We start from the raw sequence: 16,665 nt of genomic DNA on the forward strand, positions 1-16,665 counted from the left end.
GCCGGGCTTGGTTCGGCGATCATCGGAGACCACCTCGACCACGTCGGGATGCTACTCGCGCCGCACACCACGACGTCGCCACATGATCAGCGTCGTGACGCCGCCGCACCGAGCAGGTGCCGCATCGCGCGCGCCACCAGGTCGTCGCGGGCCGCCGGGGCGAGCCCTTCGAGTCCGAATCCGGTGTAGACGGTGTCGGCGGTGACGACCACCGCCCCCTCGTCGAACGCCTGCTGGCTGCGCGCCCAGTTGTTGGCCGGCTGCTGCGAACCGGCCGGTGGCGGCGCCACCGTCCAGCCGCCCAGGTCGGCCTCGAACGAGGTCTGCGCCACGGTCGCGCCGCCGACGACGACGCGGGCGTCGTCGAGGAAGACGCCGAGCCCCTGGGTGCCCCAGTCGGAGACGGAGGAGATGGCGATCTCCACCTGCTTACCGGCGTACCCGGACAGGTCGACCGACCACTCCTGCCAGCCGTTCGAGGCTCCGCTCGCCGCGTTCCAGCTGCCGGTCGTGCCGGTCGGCGAGCAGTCCGCGCCCTGGTAGTGGGCGAGGAACGGGTGCAGTTCATCCCAGCCCGACTGGCAGCTCTCCCCGGTGCCGGTGCTGGTGTGGCCGTTGCGGTCCGGCAGCGTGGTCCAGTTGTCGCTCCCCACCTCGTGCGCCTCGACGAAGAGGTAGTCCCAGTCCGCCTCGGTGTCGTAGGAGGTGAAGAACCGCAGCTCGCCGCTGGTCGCCGTGGAGAGGTCGACGGTGCGGGTGAGCCGCTTGTAGGAGACGTCGGACTGACCGCTGAACAGGTACCAGCCGCCGGCGTGCGGGTCGAACGGCGCGGCGCCGGGGCGCACCCAGTCCACCGGCGCGGAGCTGGCGAACTGCGGGAACTGGTCCGGCGGCAGGAAACCGGAGGTGGTCAGGAACGACGCGGTGTGGTCCTGGTTACCGGCCGAGCCGGCGGCGTTGAGCGGGCCGGCGAAGCCACCGAACGCTCCCGCGTTCCCCTCCAGCGGGTACGGCTCGCCGTCGGCGCCCGTACCGCCGTTGCTGACGTAGGTGTGGGCGCCGAGGTAGTACTGCTGGAAGTCGTTGAGGATCGGCAGACAGGGGGAGGCGTCCGGGGTGGTGCACTCCGGTGGCGTCAACGGGTTGTAGAAGTAGGAGCCGTTGGCCGCCTGCGCGAAGAGCGCGTTCTTGCCGCCGACCAGCAGCTTGCCCCCTTCGTTGAGGTAGTCGCGGACGGCGATTTCGGTGTCGAGCGCCGCCTTGGCGGTGGTGCCGGCCGGTTGTCCGGCGGCGCGCAGGATGACGTCGTCGCCGGTCTCCCAGACCACCGCGTCGTAGTGCGAGAGCACGCCGAGCGGGTGCGGGGCGTTGCGCCCCATGGCATCGACGTCGTAGACGTCGCTGCGGTGGCCGGCGGCGGTGAGCGAGGCGGTCACCTCATCGACGTACCTGGCGGTGGTCACGCCCTGCACGGGGCTGATGCCGGTGACGTCCTCGACGGCGAGCACCAGCACGTCGCCGCCGATGTCGTCGTGCACCCGGTAGGTGAAGTGCTCGCTGGCGACCACTCCGGCCCTGGATTTGTTGCCGGTGAACCAGACCTCGACCCGGTCGCCGGGCTTCGCGCCGCGCACCGTGCCGCGCAGTTCGGCGTAGTAGTCGTCGTGCGTGTCGCCGTAGCGCTCGCCGCCCTGCCACTCGCGCACCGGGACGGTCTTCGGTCGAGCGCCGTTGACCACGTAGTGCATCCGGACGTTCTTCAGCGCCCGCCGGGCGGTCACCGCGACCTGCTGGTCGGCGCCGTACGAGACGTCGAACGCGTCGACCGCGAAGTCGGGGGTGCTGCGGCCGACGACCGACACGGGGTTGTCGGGGGAGGCCGCCGACCTCGCTACGGCGAGCGCGAACGGCACGTTCTTGGCGACCTCGGCCGTGATCAGCTTCTCGTCGTCCGGGAAGGTGAAGATGCTGGCGCAGTCCTCGGGGCGCCACTGGTCGTTGGGGTCGACCGCGGAGGCCGTCTGGCAGGTCGACATCTCGGGGGTGAAGCCGAGTGTGCCGTACCGGACGGTGGCGTGCGTGTCGGTGTCGCCGTTGGTGGTGTAGAGCTCCGCGGAGAGGTCCGGGTCGTAGCCGGGCACCGCCGGGTGCGCGTCGTCGCCGGCCAGCGCCTCGTAGATCACGTCGTCCGCGGTCGGCGTGCTGACCTGCCAGCCGACGCCGTAGAGCAGCAGTTCGGCGGCGGAGTGGTAGTTGATGAAGAACTCGAAGCCGACGCGCCGCAGGAGCGAGTCGAACGCCTTGGTCTCCGGCTCGGAGTTGGCGCCGGAGCCGCGGTAGGTCTCGCTCGCGGGGTCGGGGGAGGAACCTTCGTTGTCGTAGCCCCACTTGTAGCCGAAGTTGCGGTTGAGATCGACGCCGTCGCCGCTGGTGATCTGGCCGTCGCCGTTGTTGTCGCGCAGGTTCTTGCGCCACAGCCGGTTTCCGGCGGTGAAGGTGAAGTCGTAGCCGTCGGGGTTGGCGACCGGCAGGAACCACAGCTCGGTGGTGTTGACCAACTGCGTGATGGTCGGGTCGCTGCCGTAGTTGTCGAGGACGTGGTGCAGCAGCCGCCGGTTCATCTCCGGAGTGATCCATTCGCGGGCGTGCTGGGCGCCGGCGTAGAGCACCGCGGGTCGCTTGCCGTCCGGCACACTCCTGGCGCCCTTGGTCACCTTGACCGCGAGGATCGGCTGACCCTTGACCGAGCGGCCGATCGTCTCGACCTTCGTCAGGTTGGGGAAGCGGGCCGCGGTGGCGGTGAGCTCATCGCGGATGCCGCCTGGCTCGCTGTACGACCGGAACGCCCGCCAACCGGCGCTGGCCTGCTCACGCAGTGCGGTCGAGGCCGCCTTGCCGCGCACCTTCTTGACACTGAGCGGAACGCCCTTGCTGGTGAGCCGGGTGGCCTGGCTCTTGGTCAGCACCGTTTCCACGGTGGCGTTGCCGCCCGCGTCCGAGCGCGCCGTCGCGTGGTCGAGGTCGACCCCGACATCGCGGAGCTCGTCCAGCTGTTTCGGATTGAGTGTCCCGACATACACCTCCAGGCTGTCGCGGCCGCCCGGATCGGACGGTGGCCGCGCGCTCGCCGGTGCGGTCAGCGCCATCGCGCCGACCAGAGTCAACACGCAGGCGGTTGCCAGTCGTGCTCTCCTCATTCGCGCCCCCTCGGTTGAAGGATCTCTATGCGCGAGCCTCGTGTCCGTGCTGATGGGTGTCAATCAGGCGGTCGGCCGCAGCATCCACCGGGCAGGCGGATGCCGCCGGGGCGTCCGGCGGGGGAGGTCGGTCGGGCGGGGTCGGTCAGCCGAGGCAGCTGTCATTGCCGAGGCGGCTCAGCACGGCGGTGCAGATCTCGTCGAGCTGGGCGACCTGTCGCGGGCTGAGGCTGTCGAAGAGCAGGGCGCGCACCTGCGCGACGTGCCCGGGCGCGGTCTCGACGACCTTGGCGTGGCCGGCGTCGGTCAACACGGCGACGGAGCCCCGGCCGTCGTCGCTGGCCCGCTCGCGGCGGACCCAGCCGCGTTCCTCGAGCTTGGAGATCAGGTGGGACAGGCGCGACTGCGACCCGTTGGCGAGGGCGGCCAGCTCACTCATCCGCGCGGCCCGTCCGGGGGCCTCGGAGAGCATCGCCAGCACCCAGTAGCCGAAGTGCGTCAGCTCGGCGTCCCGCTGCAGTTGGGTGTCGAGCGCCGCAGGCAGGAGCGTCATCACGGCGCCCAGTCGCCGCCAGGCCCGCTGCTCGTCGTCGGTCAACCATCGGTTGTCTTCCACTCGTCCACGGTAGCAGTACTTGACAATTCAAGTAACCGTCTCTAGGTTTGTCACTTGAATGTTCAAATAACTGCCCGCGATGTGGAGTGGTCCCCATGAACACCGTCCTGTGGGTCCTGCAGATCCTGCTTGCCGCCGCGTTCGCGATGGCAGGCTTGATGAAGGCCACCCAGCCGAAGCGGAAACTCGCGGCGAACATGCCGTACGTCGAGGACTTCTCCGGCGGCGCGATCAAGGCGATCGGCGTCCTGGAGCTTCTCGCCGCGCTCGGCCTGGTCCTGCCCGCCTGGACCGGCATCGCGCCGATCCTCACGCCGTTGGCCGCCACCGGCCTGGTCATCGTCATGATCGGCGCCGTTGTCGTGCACGGCCGGCGGAAGGAGTGGGGCAGCCTCCCGATCAACCTGGTGCTGCTCGTCCTGTCCGCGGTCGTGGCATGGGGGCGCTTCGGCCCCTACTCCTACTGACCTCACCGCACCACACGCCGACGCGGGGTTGCCCCGCGTCAATTTCCAAGGGAGCGCCATGATCACCATTACCGGGGCAACCGGCCAGCTCGGCCGGCTCACCGTCACCGCGCTGCTCGACCGGGGAGTGCCCGCGGGCGAGATCGTCGCCGCCGTCCGCAACCCGGACAAGGCCGCCGACCTGGCCGCACTCGGCGTACAGGTGCGGCACGCCGACTACAACCAGCCCGAGACGCTGGCCGAGGCGTTCGCCGGCACCGACCGGCTGCTGCTCATCTCCGGGAGCGAGGTCGGTCAGCGCGTCGCCCAGCACGCGAACGTCGTGGCGGCCGCGAAGGCGGCCGGGGTGCGGTTGATCGCCTACACCAGCATCCTCAACGCCGACACCAGCGGTGTCAGCCTCGCCACCGAGCACCGGGCCAGCGAGGCGCTGGTCCGCGACTCGGGCCTGCCGTTCGTGCTGCTGCGCAACGGGTGGTACCTGGAGAACTACACCGCCAACCTCGCCCCGGCGCTGCAGCACGGCGCCATCTTCGGCACCGCCGGAGAGGGCCGGGTCGCCGCCGCGACCCGCGCCGACTTCGCCGCGGCCGCCGCCGCCGTGCTCGCCGGGGAGGGCCACGAGAACGCGGTCTACGAGCTCGGCGCCGACCAGTCCTTCACGATGGCGGAGCTCGCCGCTGAGGTGACCCGGCAGAGCGGCACCGAGGTCGTCTACCGCGACCTGCCCGCCGAGGAGTACACGAAGGTCCTCGTCGGCGTCGGCCTGCCCGAGCCGGTCGCGGCGATGCTCGCCGACTCCGACCAGGGCATCGCCCGCGGTGAGCTCGCCACCGACAGCGGCGACCTCCGCACGCTGATCGGGCGGCCGACGACGACGCTCGCCGAGGGGATCGGCGCCGCGCTCGCGGCCTGACCCCGCCTCGTTCCGCTGCCCCGCCCGGTGATCCGGGCGGGGCAGCGGTGTTTCCCGGTCACGCGAGCGCGTCACACCGGGCCGTCGCCGCGGCCAATTCCGCCGCGATTTGAACTCTTCGGCCCCGGCAACCGAGATACAGGGTGTGAAGCGCGCGCAGCAGACCTCTCTTCGTCGGCGATCTCGGGCTCATGGCGAGGATTCGGGGCTACGGCTGAGCCGTGGTCCCGGGATCGCGGCGATCGTCGGCGGCGCTGCCGTCGCCGGGGCTCTCGCGTTCGCCCCGGCCGCCCTCGCCGACGTCACGGTCAGCCCCTCCGTCGCGGTCCGCGGGGACGCAGCGAAGATCACCTTTGAGGTTCCCACCGAGCGGGGCCCCGCCTACACCACCGCCGTGCAGCTACAGTTCCCGGTCGAGACGCCGGTCGCCGAGGTCTTCCCGATGTCCGTTCCGGAGTGGGCGCCGAAGATCACCGAGCGCAAGCTGGACCAGCCGATCGAGGCGATCCACGGCACCCGTACGAGCGACGTCGTCTCGGCCATCACCTGGACACGGGCCGCCCCACCGCCCACGGCGCCCGGCGAGGTGGTGCGGTTGCCGGTGTCGATCGGACCGCTGCCCGACGCGGAGCGGATCGCGTTCACCCTCCTACAGACGTACTCCGACGGCACGGTGGTGCGCTGGGGCGGCGCACCCGACAAGCCGGCGGCGGTGCTGACCCTGCGGCCCGTACCGCTCGACCCGCACGGCGCGGCCGAACCGGGCGACGATCCGGCCGCCCAGGCGGCGCCGACCGGCGACACCGGGACTGCCCCGCTGCTCGGCGCCGGGCTGGCCGTGGGGTTGGGGCTCGCCGTCGGCGGATGGTTCATCGCCCGCAGCCGCCGGCCGTCACTGGAGCCCGCCGGCCCGGCCGCACCCGCCCACCCGAACGCCGCTCGGTCACCGGACGCCGACGCGGCCGAAGACGACGAAGCCGCAGTCGACGCCGAGCCGTCGCGGTGGCGGTTGCGCCAACCGTGACGACTAGCGCACCCGCACGGTCGTGGTCACGGTCGCCTGGTCGATCTCCGAGATCCGCAGGGTGAAGCGCAGTTCCCAGTCGCCCGGAACCGCGAAGGTGACGGCGCCCACCGAGTGATGCGGTTCGAGCCCGAGCAGCGGAGTGGTGACCGGCTCAACGTCGCGGGCCGGTAGCGCCGCGGTCAGCCGCCACTCCGCCACCGGCAGCGCCTTCCCCTGCGGCGTGTACGCGTAGGCGTGCACCGTGTTGTTCTCGCCGAGCTGCACGGGATACACGTCGAACTGCAGCGTGTAGAGCGGGCTGGTCAGGGTCTGCGCGAACCCGTCCTGCGTGGCCACCTCCGCCTCCGCGACCGCCGTCCGCCCCGGCGTGGTCTGCACCAGCGCCGCGCTGAGCCCCAGCACCAGCAGCGTGCCGACCAGTTCGGCCAGCACGGTGCCGCGCAACCGCCGCGACGTCGTCGGGCCGCGAGTGCCTCCCAGTCGCCGCGCGTAGGCCGCCGCGAGCAGTACCAGCCCCAGCAGCCCCACCTTGAGCGCGACCAGTCGCCCGTAGTCGCTGCCGGTCAACGCGCGCAGGGAGCCGATCTCGAGCAACGCCTGCACCGCGCCGCCGAGCACGAGCCAGCAGACCGCCAGCGCCGCCCAACGCGACCACACCGGCAGAACCAGCGCCAGCACCCGGGGATGCGCCCGGCGCAGCAGGAACGCCACCAGCGTCACCAGCCCGCCCAGCCAGACCGCCATCGCCAGCACGTGCACGGTGTCCGCGACCACGCTCACGCCCGGCAGCGGCGCCGCCGCGGCGTGGCCGGAGAGCGGCCAGGTCGCCGCCCCGGCCAGCGCGAGCAGCGCCAGCACCGCCCCGCGCCGGGAGCCGCCCCGGCCGCGCAGCACGGGACCCAGCAGCGCCGCGACCGCGGGGAGCAGTGCCAGCCGCACCGTCAGGACGATGCCGAACGGGCTGGTCAGCACCGCGCCGAGTTCGGTGGCGGAGACGTCCAGGACACCCGCGCCGCTGGCGTACGGGGCCTGTAGCCAGAGCCCGGCCAGGGTCGCGGTGCCGATCAGCGCCAATCCGACCCGGACCAGCCGGATCGGTCCGGCCCGGGAGAGCCGGCGCGGCCAGAGCAGCGCGAGCATCAGCGTCGGACCGATGACGAGCGCCAGCCCGGCGTACCCGAGGTATTTGGCGACCGGGACCCCCACCCGCACTGCCGGGTCCACCCCGCCGTCACGCGGCTGCGGCACGGTGAAGGAGGGCGCGCCCACGGAGAAGGTGAAGCCGCCCGCGACCGGGTGGCTGTCCGCGGAGATCACGCGGTAGCTGACCAGGTACGTGCCGAGCGGGCGGTCCGGCACGCGGATCGGGATCGTCAGCGTCCGGCCGGCGAGGCTCGGCTCCCCGGCGGTGATCCGCTTGCCGTCCGGGGCGAGCACCTGTGCCTTCCCTGCCACCAGCCGCACCGGCTCGCTGAACGTCAGCACCGCCTGCGTCGGCGAACGTCCGATGACCGAACCCTGCACGGGCGAGGTCGAGACGAGCGCCGCGTGCGCGCTCACCGGCGGCGCGGGTCCGAGCAGCACGGCCGAAGCGCCGAGGAACGCGCCGGCCACCACCGCCCGCCACCCGCGGCCGCGTCGACCACCCGGCTGCTGCTGCTGATCTCTCACCCCAGGTAGTTCGGTCCGCGGCGTCGGAAGGTTCAATCTCGATGGGACCCCGGCCCTTCCGCGCACCCCGCGCGCCGTCCGGCCATGCCGTTTGCCCGCCATGGCGCCGGGAACGATGCAGGGTGAGCGGCGCAGACCGGCGGCACGCGTCGCCCGGGCGCGTGGTGCCGCGCCGCGAGAGGAGGGCGTCATGGCAGCACAGCAGACTCCGCTGCGGGGCAAGCGCGTGGCGTTCCTCGCCGCCGACGGCGTCGAGGAAATCGAGTACGTCGAGCCGCGGGGCGCGGCCGAGCGGGCCGGTGCGACGGTGGAGCTCATCTCGACCCAGTCGGGTTCGATCCAATCGGTGCAGCAGGACATCAACAAGTCGAAGACCTATCCGGTGGACAAGACGGTCAGTGAGGCGAACCCGGCCGACTACGACGCGTTGGTCCTGCCCGGTGGCGTGGTCAATCCGGACAAGCTGCGGCAGTTCCCGGACGCGATGCGCTTCGTCCGCGCGTTCTTCGACCAGTCGAAGCCGGTCGCGGCGATCTGCCACGGCCCGTGGTCGCTGGTCGAGTCAGGCGTGGTGAAGGGGCGGACGGTGACCTCCTTCCCCAGCCTCCGCACGGACATCACGAACGCCGGCGGGCGCTGGGTCGACGAGGAGGTGCACGTCGACTCCGGGCTGGTCACCAGCCGGAAACCGACGGATCTGCCGGCGTTCTGCACGCAGATGGTCAATGCGATCGCCAAGGGTGAGCAGGCCAAGGTGCCGGTCTGAGCGGTGCCCTGACGTGCCGGCGGCGCCGGATGGGCGCGCTGCGGGCAGGCAGGTGACGACAGTCCCGGCCGGAACCACTGGACGGGGTTCGGGCGGCCGTGGCCGACGTCGGTGCGATGAAGTGTCTGCGACGGCCACGGCTTTCTTATGCCGTCGATCACCTGCGCGCCGGTCGCACCCGGTTCCGTGGTCACAATCCGCCAGGTAACCGGATCGCGAGCCGGCAGTCGAGACATAGCCGGGGCGCGGGGAGGGCGAAGCCCGGCCCAAGCGCTATCCACGATCATGTATTAGGCGAGATGACCTCGCGGCCGTAAGGTTAGGCGATCCTAAGTTGAAGGTCGCAGGAGTCGTCATGCCTACCGTCGCGCTACGCCCCGCCGAGCCGCTCACCCGGCCCGACGCGGTGCACCCCCGCACCGCGCGGCGCGTCCTCGTCGTGACCGGGGCGCTCGCGCTGCTCGCCACCGTGGTGCTGGCGAGCTTCGCGCTGGGCAGCAAGCCACTCGCCCCCGCGCAGGTGTGGCACGCGCTCGTGGCGCCCGACGGAGGTGAGGCCAGTCTCATCGTCCGCGAACTGCGCCTGCCCCGTACCCTGCTCGGGCTCGCGGTCGGGGCGGCCCTGGCCGTCGCCGGGGTGCTGCTGCAGGCATTGACCCGCAATCCCCTCGCCGAGCCGCGGATCCTCGGCATCAGCGCCGGAGCCTCGCTCGGGGTCGTCCTGGCGATCGCCGTCTTCGGGGTCGGCACGCTCGCCGGATACGTCTGGTTCGGCATCGTCGGCGCGCTGCTCGCCGGCGTCCTCGTCTACGCGATCTCCGCCCGCACCCGCGACGGCGCGAGCCCGGTCACCCTGGCGCTGTGCGGCGTGGCCCTCGACGCCAGCATCGGCGCGGTGGTGTTCGGTCTGCTCACCGTCGACGCCCGCACCTTCGAGGAATACCGCTTCTGGGTGGTCGGTGGGGTAGCCGGCCGGGACACGTCGGTCGCCGTGCAGGTCGCGCCATTCGTCGCCGCCGGACTGCTGCTGGCGGTCCTCGTCGCACGCGGTCTGGACGCGCTGGCGCTCGGCGACGACGTCGCCCGCGGCCTCGGACACCAGGTCGGACTGGTGCGCCTCGGCGGCGCCGTCGGCGCGGTCCTGCTGACCGGCGCGGCGGTGGCGGCGGCCGGGCCCATCGCCTTCGTCGGACTCGCTGTGCCCCACCTGGCCCGCGCTCTGGTCGGCGCGGACCACCGATGGACGCTCGCGGTGGCCGCCCTGCTCGGGCCGGGCCTGCTGCTCGGCGCCGACATCATCGGACGACTGGTCGCGCCGCCCGGAGAGATCCCCGCCGGGGTCGTCACCGCCCTGGTCGGGGCACCGCTGCTGGCGATTCTGGTGCGTCGGGCGCGGGTGGTCACCGCATGACCACGTTGCCCGCCGGACGGTCGCTGCTGCGGATCGGCACCGTCAGCCTGCTCGTGCGGCGCCGCTCCCTCGTGGTCGCCGCCGCGCTCCTCGGTCTGCTCGCCGCCGCGATGGTGCTCAGTCTGTCGCTGGGCACGCCCTACGTAGCCCCCGCCGATGTGCTGCGGGCACTCGCCGCCGGTGGCACCCCGTACGACCTCGTGGTGCGGGAGCTGCGTCTGCCCCGCGTAGTGCTCGCGGCGGTCGCCGGAGCCGCGTTCGGGATCGCCGGCACCCTCGTGCAGAGCGTCAGCCGCAACCCCCTGGCCAGCCCGGACGTCATCGGGATCACCCAGGGCGCCGGGCTCGCCGCCACCATCGCGCTGACCACGGGCGCGGCTGCGGCCCTCGTCGCCCCCGCCGCGCTCGCCGGTGGCCTGCTGGCCGCGGCCGCGGTGCTCGCGCTCGGCGCCCGGCACGGGTTGGCGGCGCAGCGCTTCGTGCTCGCCGGCGTCGCCGTCGCGGTGGCGCTGCGCGCGCTGATCGAGGTGGTCATGCTCTCCGCCGACCCGATCGACGGGCTGCGCGCGCAGATCTGGCTGCTCGGAACTCTGGCCGGTCGTGGCTGGAGCGAGGCCGCGTACATCGGGGGGACGCTGCTGGTGCTCCTCCCGGTGCTGCTCTGGGCCGGCTGGTCGCTCAACAACGCCGCCCTCGACGACGACACCGCCCGGGGGATCGGGCTGCGTCCGGTGGCGCGACGGATCGGGCTCGCCGTGACCGGTGTGCTCGCCGCGGCGATGGTGACCGCCCAGGTCGGCGCGGTGGACTTCGTCGCGCTGGTGGCCCCGCAGGTGGCCCGACGAATGGTCCGGGCAGAGCGCCCGCCGCTGCTCTGTGCCGCGCTCGTGGGCGCGCTCCTCGTCGTGTTGGCCGATCTCGCCGGCCGGCGGCTGTTCGCGCCCACCCAGTTACCGGCGGGCGTGCTGACCGCCGCGATCGGCGGCCCGTACCTGTTGTTCCTTCTTGTTCGCGGCCGCGGGAGGCCCTCGTGAAGCTCTCCACCCGGGACCTCGTCGTCGGCTACGAGGACCGCGTCGTTCTCGACGGCCTCGACCTCGAGCTCCCCGCCGACGCGTTCACGGTCGTGCTCGGCCCCAACGCGTGTGGCAAGTCCACGCTGCTGCGCACGATGGCCCGGCTGCTCAACCCCCGCGCGGGCGCCGTGCTCCTCGACGGCGCCGCGATCCGCGACCTGCCGACCCGCGAGGTGGCCCAGCGGCTGGGGGTCCTGCCGCAGAGCCCCCTGGTCCCGGAGGGGATCACCGTCGCCGACCTGGTCGCGCGGGGACGTCAGCCCTACCAGCGGTGGTGGCGGCAATGGTCGGCGCGGGACGCGACCGCGGTGCACGAGGCGATGACCCTCGCCGACGTCGCCACCCTGGCCGACCGGCCGGTCGACACTCTCTCCGGCGGCCAGCGCCAACGCGTGTGGATCGCGATGACGCTCGCCCAGGAGACCGAGGCGCTCCTGCTCGACGAGCCCACGACCTTCCTCGACCTGGCCCATCAGGTCGAGATCCTGGACCTGTTGCGCCGGCTGCGCGTGGAGCGCGGCCGTACCGTCGTGGCGGTCCTGCACGACCTCAACCAGGCCGCCCGCTACGCCGACCACCTGATCGCCATGCGCGACGGCGCGGTCGTGGCGGCCGGAGCACCCGGCGAGATCCTCACCGCCGACCTGGTCCGCGAGGTCTTCGGACTCGACTGCGTGGTCGTGCCCTGCCCGGTGACCGGGGCGCCGCTCGTCGTACCGGGACCGCCCGCCGCCGCGCGACCCACGCCGGCATCGCAGCCTCAACCAGCTCCGTCTCTCCTGAAAGGACCATGATGCGTCGTCTCACCGTCGCGCTCGTCGCGGCCGTCGTCGTCGGTGCCAGCCTCTCCGGCTGCGCCAAGAGCGACCCCGTTCCCGGTGCCGGAACGGACCAGACCCAGTCCATCACGCACGCCATGGGCGCCACGGCCGTGCCGCTGCGGCCGCAGCGGGTCGTGGTGCTCGACACCGACAAGATCGACACCGCGCTGTCGTTGGGCGTCGTGCCCGTCGGTGCCGCGCGCGCCGGTGAGGTGCTGGGCTGGCCGACCTACTTCGGTGACAAGGTGTCGCAGATCAAGGAGGTCGGTGTCCTCACCGAACCCGACCTGGAGGCGATCACCGCGCTGAAGCCGGACCTGATCCTGGGCAGCAAGTTCCGCCAGGAGAAGTTCTACGACGAGTTGTCGGCGATCGCGCCGACGGTGTTCACCGAGAAGGTCGGCATCACCTGGAAGGAGAATTTCCTCCTCGACGGCAAGGCGCTCGGCAAGGAAAAGCAGGCGCGCGACCTGCTCGACGGGTACCAGAAGCGGGCCAAGGACCTGGGCGCGAAGCTCGGCGATCCGGCCGCGAAGAAGATCTCGATCGTGCGCTTCATGCCCGCCGAGATCCGGGTCTACGGCCCGGAGTCGTTCTCCGGCATCGTCCTGACCGACGTCGGCCTCGGCCGCCCCGAGCGGCAACTCCTCGCGGGCAAGCAGGACAAGCGGATGGACAAGGTCAGCCCGGAGCGGATCGCCGAGGTCGACGGGGACGTCATCTTCGTCGCCGCGTACGGCGAGAAGGCCGCCGCGGAGCGTGCCAAGGTGACCGCCGGCGGACTGTGGACCAACCTCTCCGCGGTGAAGGCCGGCCGGTCCCACGTGGTGCCGGACGAGACCTGGATGACCGGCATCGGCGTGACCGCCGCGGGCAAGATCATCGACGACCTGGAGAAGTACCTGGCCAGCTGAACGATCCCGCAGCGCCGGTCACGCTCGTCGTGACCGGCGCCGCGTTGGCCCCGCATGCCGTCGCGGTCTAAACTGGACCCGATCTTTCCGCCGGTGATGGCCCGTGTGCGCCGCGAAGCACATCTCTCATGACCAGACCCTCCGCCGCCGGAGCCCGTCCCGCCCGGTGAGCCCCGCGATCAGAGTGCGGCCCCGACGCGAACTGCGCGCCGTGCGTCGCCCCCGAGCGCACCGCTGCTGGGGCCATCTCATCGCCGCACCCCTCTGGCCCATGCACGGGGCCAATCTCGGCACCCTGTTGCGCACCTGCGACGCCGTCGGCGCCTGCCTCGCCGTACCACCGTTCGGCTGGGTGGACGAGGCGCTGGCGCGCGGCAACACGCTGCGGCGTCCCACCTGCGTCCACCGGGTCGGCGACCCGCTGCGCTGGCTGGACGCCGAGCGGGCGGCGGGCGCGCGGCTCCTCGGCGTCGAGCTCGCCGACGAGGCGATCCGTCTCGCCGACCTGCCCGCCGCGCGGCGCCGCACCGTCGCCGTCCTCGGCCACGAGCGGACCGGCATCCCGCCGGCGGCCGTCGATCTCCTCGACGTGGTGGTGGAGATTCCCATGGTCGGCACCGGTCTGAGCCTCAACGTCGCCGTTGCCGGCTCGCTGGTGCTGTACAAGCTCGCCGGGCTCGTGTAGCGCGCGGTCAGCCGGCGCGGTCGGCGGCACGGCCGTGGCGGGCGGGATCGAGGTCGTGGACGAGGCGCTCGAATTCGGGGCAGTGCATGAAGTCCTCGGCCGGGCAGGCCAACGCGTGCTCGACGAGGGACTTGGACTGCTGGGCCCGGGCGATGCGGCGGTCGAGCTCGGCGTGGTGACGGTCGAGCACGCCGCGCCGGGCGGCCGCGTCGTCAGCGGTGAGCATGACGCGCAGCTCGTCGAGGCCGAAACCGACCTGCCGCGCGTGGACGTCCCCAACCTCACGGGGCGGTACACCTAGGCCTCGGGTGCGATCAGCCGGCCGTCGACCGCGTCGCGTACGGCGATCGCCTCCATCGGGCACGACTCCGCCGCGTCGAGCACCGACTCCTCCGGCGGGATCAGCTCGTCGAGCGGAATGGAGACGGCGTCGACGAGGACGAAGTGATCGGGAGCGGCCCCCGCGCAGATCCCCGAACCGATGCAGCGTCGCGGATCGACGGTGACCCGCCACTCCGGGGTCACCACGCCACCGGCATCGTTCGCAGCCCGCGCACCAGCATGCCGCTCTTCCACTCCAACGACGGCTCCGGCACGGCGAGACGCAGACCGGGCAGATGGTGCAGCAGCGCGGCGAGCGCCACCTGCAGCTCCATCCGGGCCAGCTGCGCCCCGATGCAGTGGTGCACGCCGTGGCCGAAGCCCAGGTGCGGGTTGGCCGCCCGGGTGAAGTCGAGCGCGTCGGGATCGGCGAAGACCTCGCCGTCGCGGTTGGCGGAGGAGAGCGACCCGACCACCGGTTCGCCCGCGCGCACGAGCACCCCGCCGAGTTCGACGTCTTCGAGGGCGTAGCGGGCGAACGAGGAGGCCACCCCGAGTGGCACGTAGCGCAGCAGCTCCTCCACCGCTCCGGGCACCAGCTCGGGCTCGGCGCGCAACCGGGCGAGCTCGTCGGGGTGGGTGAGCAGGACGTAGACGAAGTTGGGGATCTGCGTCACGGTGGTCTCGTGCCCGGCCGCCAGCAACCCGGCCGCGAGCTGCACCATCTCCGTCTCGGTGAGCCGGTCGTGGTCGGCGTCGCGGGCCTGCACCAACGCGCCGATCAGGTCGTCGGTCGGCTGCCTGCGGCGCTGCGCGACCAACTCGGCCATGTAGGCGTACAGGTTGTCGATGTAGCCCCGGATCTGCTCGGGGGTCAGCGAGGTGGTCGACACGATCGCCTCGGACCAGACGTGGAAGCGGTCCTGGTCGGCGAGGGGGACGCCGAGCAGCTCGCAGATCACGGTGATCGGCAGGGGAGTGGCGAAGTCCTCGACGAGGTCGGCCGGTGGACCGGCGGCGATCATCCGGGCGAGCAGTTCGTCGGCGACCTGCCGGGCGCGCGGCCGGAGCTGCTCCACGCGGCGGGCGGTGAACGCCTTGGCGACCAGGCGGCGCAGCCGGGTGTGCTCCGGCGGGTCCATCGAGAGGATGCCGCCCTCCATCTGCCGTGGCGTGATCCGGGGTTCGTCGCGGCCGACGCTCGCGGCGCGGCTGAACCGGGGGTCACCCAGGACGGTGCGAACGTCGGCGTGGCGGGTGGCGAGCCACGCCTCCTCGCCGAAGGGCAGACGTACCCGGATCAGGGGTTCCTGCCGGCGCAGCTGGACGTAGAACGGGTCGACGTTGAGCCGGTCGGGTGGATTGAAGGGGTAGGCGTGCGCGGCGTTGGCCTGTCGGGTGTCCGTCACCGGGGGCTCCCTTCGCCGGGGGTGGCGCGGTGTGGCAGAGGAGCTCCACACCGTGTCGCGTGGACACCACGGATAGTAGAGAAATTGGTCAATCAGTGACAGCCCACGCGGACCTTCTGCTGGGAATGCCCGCGAAGCAACCGAATGCTGACCAGCTCGGCCCCGGAGATCACCGACGCTGCGGGTGCCGGATGGGTCGTCCCGTCAGGGATTTCATCCTAGGACGCTTTAGCGGGAGTGGCACAGGTAATCGGCTTGACCTCAACCGGCGTTGAGATCGCACGATGCTCAGCGCGCCGGACCCGCGTCAGGGGAGCCGATCGGACCGCGATGTCGACCCACCGCACCCGCCCGCGCCGGCTTCCGAGCCGGGGCTGCTGTCCCGGCACCTGCGCCCGCTGACCCTCGGGATCGTCGCGCTTGCCTCGCTGATCGCGTTCGAGGCCCTCGCGGTCGGCTGGCGTTGCTCGGGGCGGTGCTCGCGGGCCGCGTGCGGGTGGCCCGACGCGGTTAGCATGGCGGTCTCGGACGGGAGATCATGTGAAGAAAACGGCGACTACGTACGGCGGCGGCATGGCGATCGGCATCGCGCTCGGCGCGGCACTCGGCCTGACCGTGTTCGACAACATCGCGATGGGCATCGCGCTCGGCGCGGGCATCGGTGCGGCGTTCGCGGCGGTGACGAACAACGAGAAAACGAAGTCCTGACGCGCCGTCGGCACCGCTCCGGTCAGATCGCCGCCACGAGCGTGATCACTCCGGCGGCGACGAGCACCCCGGCCCACAGTCGGTCGAGGTTGAACCAGGCCGTGCGCAGCACGCCCAGCCCGACCACCTCGTACACCAGCAGCGCCAGCAGCGCCGCGGTGCCGAACATCGCCGCGGTGTGCACCCCGGCCGCGGCCAACCCGTCGAACGCGTCGACGGGCGCCGCGGTCGCGTGCGTGTGATGCCGGTCCGCCGCCGCCGGGCCGGCCGCGAGCACCGGCAACAGCATCAGGCCGGCGCCGTGTGCCGAGGAGACAAGGAACGACCAGCCGGCGAGCTGCGGGAGACTCAGCCGCATCCCGGCCCAACGGAAGTGACGGTCGGAGAGCATCCGCCACAGCCCGAAGCCGACCAGCAGGACACCCCCGCCGAGCGCGACCGCGGTGCTCGTGCCGGTCGAGCGGGTGGCGGTGACCAGGCTGGCGACGATCGCCACCGACGCGGCGTGCCCGGCCGCGATGGGCGGCAGTGACCAGAGCAGTGCCGCCCGGCGCTGTTCCTGCATGCCGCGGGCGACCGCGAAGAGCCAGCCCATCGCGGGGTTGAGACCGTGGAAGGCGCCGAGCGCGGCCAGCGCCGCCAGTTGCGGCCAGCTCATCG

17 protein-coding genes are annotated in these 16,665 nt (G+C 72.3%); 10 read left to right on the forward strand and 7 right to left on the reverse strand.

The genetic code is table 11. The annotated features are described in order from the left end of the window. Positions 1 to 86: 86 nt before the first annotated feature. Entirely contained in the window at positions 87 to 3,197 is a 3,111-nt protein-coding gene (locus tag AB0J06_RS18830; RefSeq protein ID WP_357430159.1) for a M14 family zinc carboxypeptidase, read from the reverse strand. A 145-nt stretch (positions 3,198 to 3,342) separates the two neighbouring features. Beyond that, positions 3,343 to 3,813, reverse strand: a complete 471-nt coding sequence (locus AB0J06_RS18835; RefSeq protein ID WP_357430161.1) for a MarR family transcriptional regulator — start codon at positions 3,811 to 3,813, stop codon at positions 3,343 to 3,345. Between the two features lie 95 nt (positions 3,814 to 3,908). Here AB0J06_RS18835 and AB0J06_RS18840 point away from each other — a divergent pair, with 95 nt between their 5' ends. The 3 genes from AB0J06_RS18840 to AB0J06_RS18850 all read left to right on the forward strand — a co-directional run bounded on the left by AB0J06_RS18840 (position 3,909) and on the right by AB0J06_RS18850 (position 6,220). Then, positions 3,909 to 4,280 (forward strand): DoxX family protein, encoded by a 372-nt coding sequence (locus AB0J06_RS18840; protein ID WP_357430163.1) that lies wholly within the window; start codon positions 3,909 to 3,911, stop codon positions 4,278 to 4,280. A 58-nt stretch (positions 4,281 to 4,338) separates the two neighbouring features. After that, positions 4,339 to 5,196, forward strand: a complete 858-nt coding sequence (locus AB0J06_RS18845; protein WP_357430165.1) for an SDR family oxidoreductase — start codon at positions 4,339 to 4,341, stop codon at positions 5,194 to 5,196. A gap of 145 nt (positions 5,197 to 5,341) precedes the next feature. Continuing rightward, positions 5,342 to 6,220 carry a YcnI family protein gene (locus AB0J06_RS18850; RefSeq protein ID WP_357430167.1) on the forward strand — a complete coding sequence of 293 codons (879 nt, stop codon included), beginning with the start codon at positions 5,342 to 5,344 and terminating at the stop codon, positions 6,218 to 6,220. 3 nt (positions 6,221 to 6,223) lie between these two features. Here the strand turns inward: AB0J06_RS18850 and AB0J06_RS18855 are convergent, their stop codons facing one another. Further along, positions 6,224 to 7,894 carry a copper resistance protein CopC gene (locus AB0J06_RS18855; protein ID WP_357430169.1) on the reverse strand — a complete coding sequence of 557 codons (1,671 nt, stop codon included), beginning with the start codon at positions 7,892 to 7,894 and terminating at the stop codon, positions 6,224 to 6,226. 190 nt (positions 7,895 to 8,084) lie between these two features. On the opposite strand from AB0J06_RS18855, the gene AB0J06_RS18860 reads away from it, so the two are divergent. From AB0J06_RS18860 to AB0J06_RS18885, 6 genes are all read left to right on the forward strand, one after another. Continuing rightward, entirely contained in the window at positions 8,085 to 8,660 is a 576-nt protein-coding gene (locus tag AB0J06_RS18860; RefSeq protein ID WP_357430171.1) for a type 1 glutamine amidotransferase domain-containing protein, read from the forward strand. A 355-nt stretch (positions 8,661 to 9,015) separates the two neighbouring features. Further along, entirely contained in the window at positions 9,016 to 10,071 is a 1,056-nt protein-coding gene (locus tag AB0J06_RS18865; protein ID WP_357430173.1) for an iron ABC transporter permease, read from the forward strand. Next, positions 10,068 to 11,105: an iron ABC transporter permease gene (locus AB0J06_RS18870; RefSeq protein WP_357430175.1), complete on the forward strand. Its 1,038-nt coding sequence runs from the start codon at positions 10,068 to 10,070 to the stop codon at positions 11,103 to 11,105. The genes AB0J06_RS18865 and AB0J06_RS18870 overlap by 4 nt, the downstream gene beginning before the upstream one ends. Beyond that, positions 11,102 to 11,941, forward strand: a complete 840-nt coding sequence (locus AB0J06_RS18875; protein WP_357430177.1) for an ABC transporter ATP-binding protein — start codon at positions 11,102 to 11,104, stop codon at positions 11,939 to 11,941. The genes AB0J06_RS18870 and AB0J06_RS18875 overlap by 4 nt, the downstream gene beginning before the upstream one ends. Beyond that, a complete protein-coding gene (locus AB0J06_RS18880) occupies positions 11,941 to 12,882 on the forward strand; it encodes an iron-siderophore ABC transporter substrate-binding protein (protein WP_357430179.1) in 942 nt (313 codons plus the stop codon). The genes AB0J06_RS18875 and AB0J06_RS18880 overlap by 1 nt, the downstream gene beginning before the upstream one ends. 271 nt (positions 12,883 to 13,153) lie before the next feature. Next, entirely contained in the window at positions 13,154 to 13,567 is a 414-nt protein-coding gene (locus AB0J06_RS18885; RefSeq protein ID WP_357430181.1) for a TrmH family RNA methyltransferase, read from the forward strand. A 7-nt stretch (positions 13,568 to 13,574) separates the two neighbouring features. Here AB0J06_RS18885 and AB0J06_RS18890 read toward each other — a convergent pair whose 3' ends face one another. The 3 genes from AB0J06_RS18890 to AB0J06_RS18900 all read right to left on the reverse strand — a co-directional run bounded on the left by AB0J06_RS18890 (position 13,575) and on the right by AB0J06_RS18900 (position 15,297). Beyond that, positions 13,575 to 13,793 carry a hypothetical protein gene (locus AB0J06_RS18890; RefSeq protein ID WP_357430183.1) on the reverse strand — a complete coding sequence of 73 codons (219 nt, stop codon included), beginning with the start codon at positions 13,791 to 13,793 and terminating at the stop codon, positions 13,575 to 13,577. A gap of 71 nt (positions 13,794 to 13,864) precedes the next feature. Continuing rightward, positions 13,865 to 14,095, reverse strand: a complete 231-nt coding sequence (locus AB0J06_RS18895; protein ID WP_357430185.1) for a ferredoxin — start codon at positions 14,093 to 14,095, stop codon at positions 13,865 to 13,867. Continuing rightward, entirely contained in the window at positions 14,089 to 15,297 is a 1,209-nt protein-coding gene (locus AB0J06_RS18900) for a cytochrome P450 (protein ID WP_357430187.1), read from the reverse strand. Before AB0J06_RS18900 ends, AB0J06_RS18895 begins: the two co-directional genes overlap by 7 nt. A gap of 573 nt (positions 15,298 to 15,870) precedes the next feature. On the opposite strand from AB0J06_RS18900, the gene AB0J06_RS18905 reads away from it, so the two are divergent. After that, positions 15,871 to 16,005, forward strand: a complete 135-nt coding sequence (locus tag AB0J06_RS18905) for a hypothetical protein (RefSeq protein ID WP_357430189.1) — start codon at positions 15,871 to 15,873, stop codon at positions 16,003 to 16,005. A gap of 22 nt (positions 16,006 to 16,027) precedes the next feature. Here the strand turns inward: AB0J06_RS18905 and AB0J06_RS18910 are convergent, their stop codons facing one another. Then, complete coding sequence (locus AB0J06_RS18910) at positions 16,028 to 16,663, reverse strand: hypothetical protein (RefSeq protein ID WP_357430191.1); 636 nt, start codon at positions 16,661 to 16,663, stop codon at positions 16,028 to 16,030. Positions 16,664 to 16,665: the final 2 nt, after the last annotated feature.

Source organism: Micromonospora sp. NPDC049679, assembly GCF_040659735.1.
Classification (GTDB): domain Bacteria; phylum Actinomycetota; class Actinomycetes; order Mycobacteriales; family Micromonosporaceae; genus Micromonospora_I.

Bases quoted from the DNA above. Each gene is read 5' to 3' on its own strand.
- AB0J06_RS18840 (WP_357430163.1), top strand. From the start codon at position 3,909: ATGAACACCGTCCTGTGGGTCCTGCAGATCCTGCTTGCCGCCGCGTTC.
- AB0J06_RS18885 (WP_357430181.1), top strand. From the start codon at position 13,154: ATGCACGGGGCCAATCTCGGCACCCTGTTGCGCACCTGCGACGCCGTC.
- AB0J06_RS18870 (WP_357430175.1), top strand. From the start codon at position 10,068: ATGACCACGTTGCCCGCCGGACGGTCGCTGCTGCGGATCGGCACCGTC.
- AB0J06_RS18865 (WP_357430173.1), top strand. From the start codon at position 9,016: ATGCCTACCGTCGCGCTACGCCCCGCCGAGCCGCTCACCCGGCCCGAC.
- AB0J06_RS18845 (WP_357430165.1), top strand. From the start codon at position 4,339: ATGATCACCATTACCGGGGCAACCGGCCAGCTCGGCCGGCTCACCGTC.
- AB0J06_RS18905 (WP_357430189.1), top strand. From the start codon at position 15,871: ATGGCGATCGGCATCGCGCTCGGCGCGGCACTCGGCCTGACCGTGTTC.
- AB0J06_RS18860 (WP_357430171.1), top strand. From the start codon at position 8,085: ATGGCAGCACAGCAGACTCCGCTGCGGGGCAAGCGCGTGGCGTTCCTC.
- AB0J06_RS18890 (WP_357430183.1), bottom strand. From the start codon at position 13,793: ATGCTCACCGCTGACGACGCGGCCGCCCGGCGCGGCGTGCTCGACCGT.
- AB0J06_RS18880 (WP_357430179.1), top strand. From the start codon at position 11,941: ATGCGTCGTCTCACCGTCGCGCTCGTCGCGGCCGTCGTCGTCGGTGCC.
- AB0J06_RS18830 (WP_357430159.1), bottom strand. From the start codon at position 3,197: ATGAGGAGAGCACGACTGGCAACCGCCTGCGTGTTGACTCTGGTCGGC.
- AB0J06_RS18910 (WP_357430191.1), bottom strand. From the start codon at position 16,663: ATGAGCTGGCCGCAACTGGCGGCGCTGGCCGCGCTCGGCGCCTTCCAC.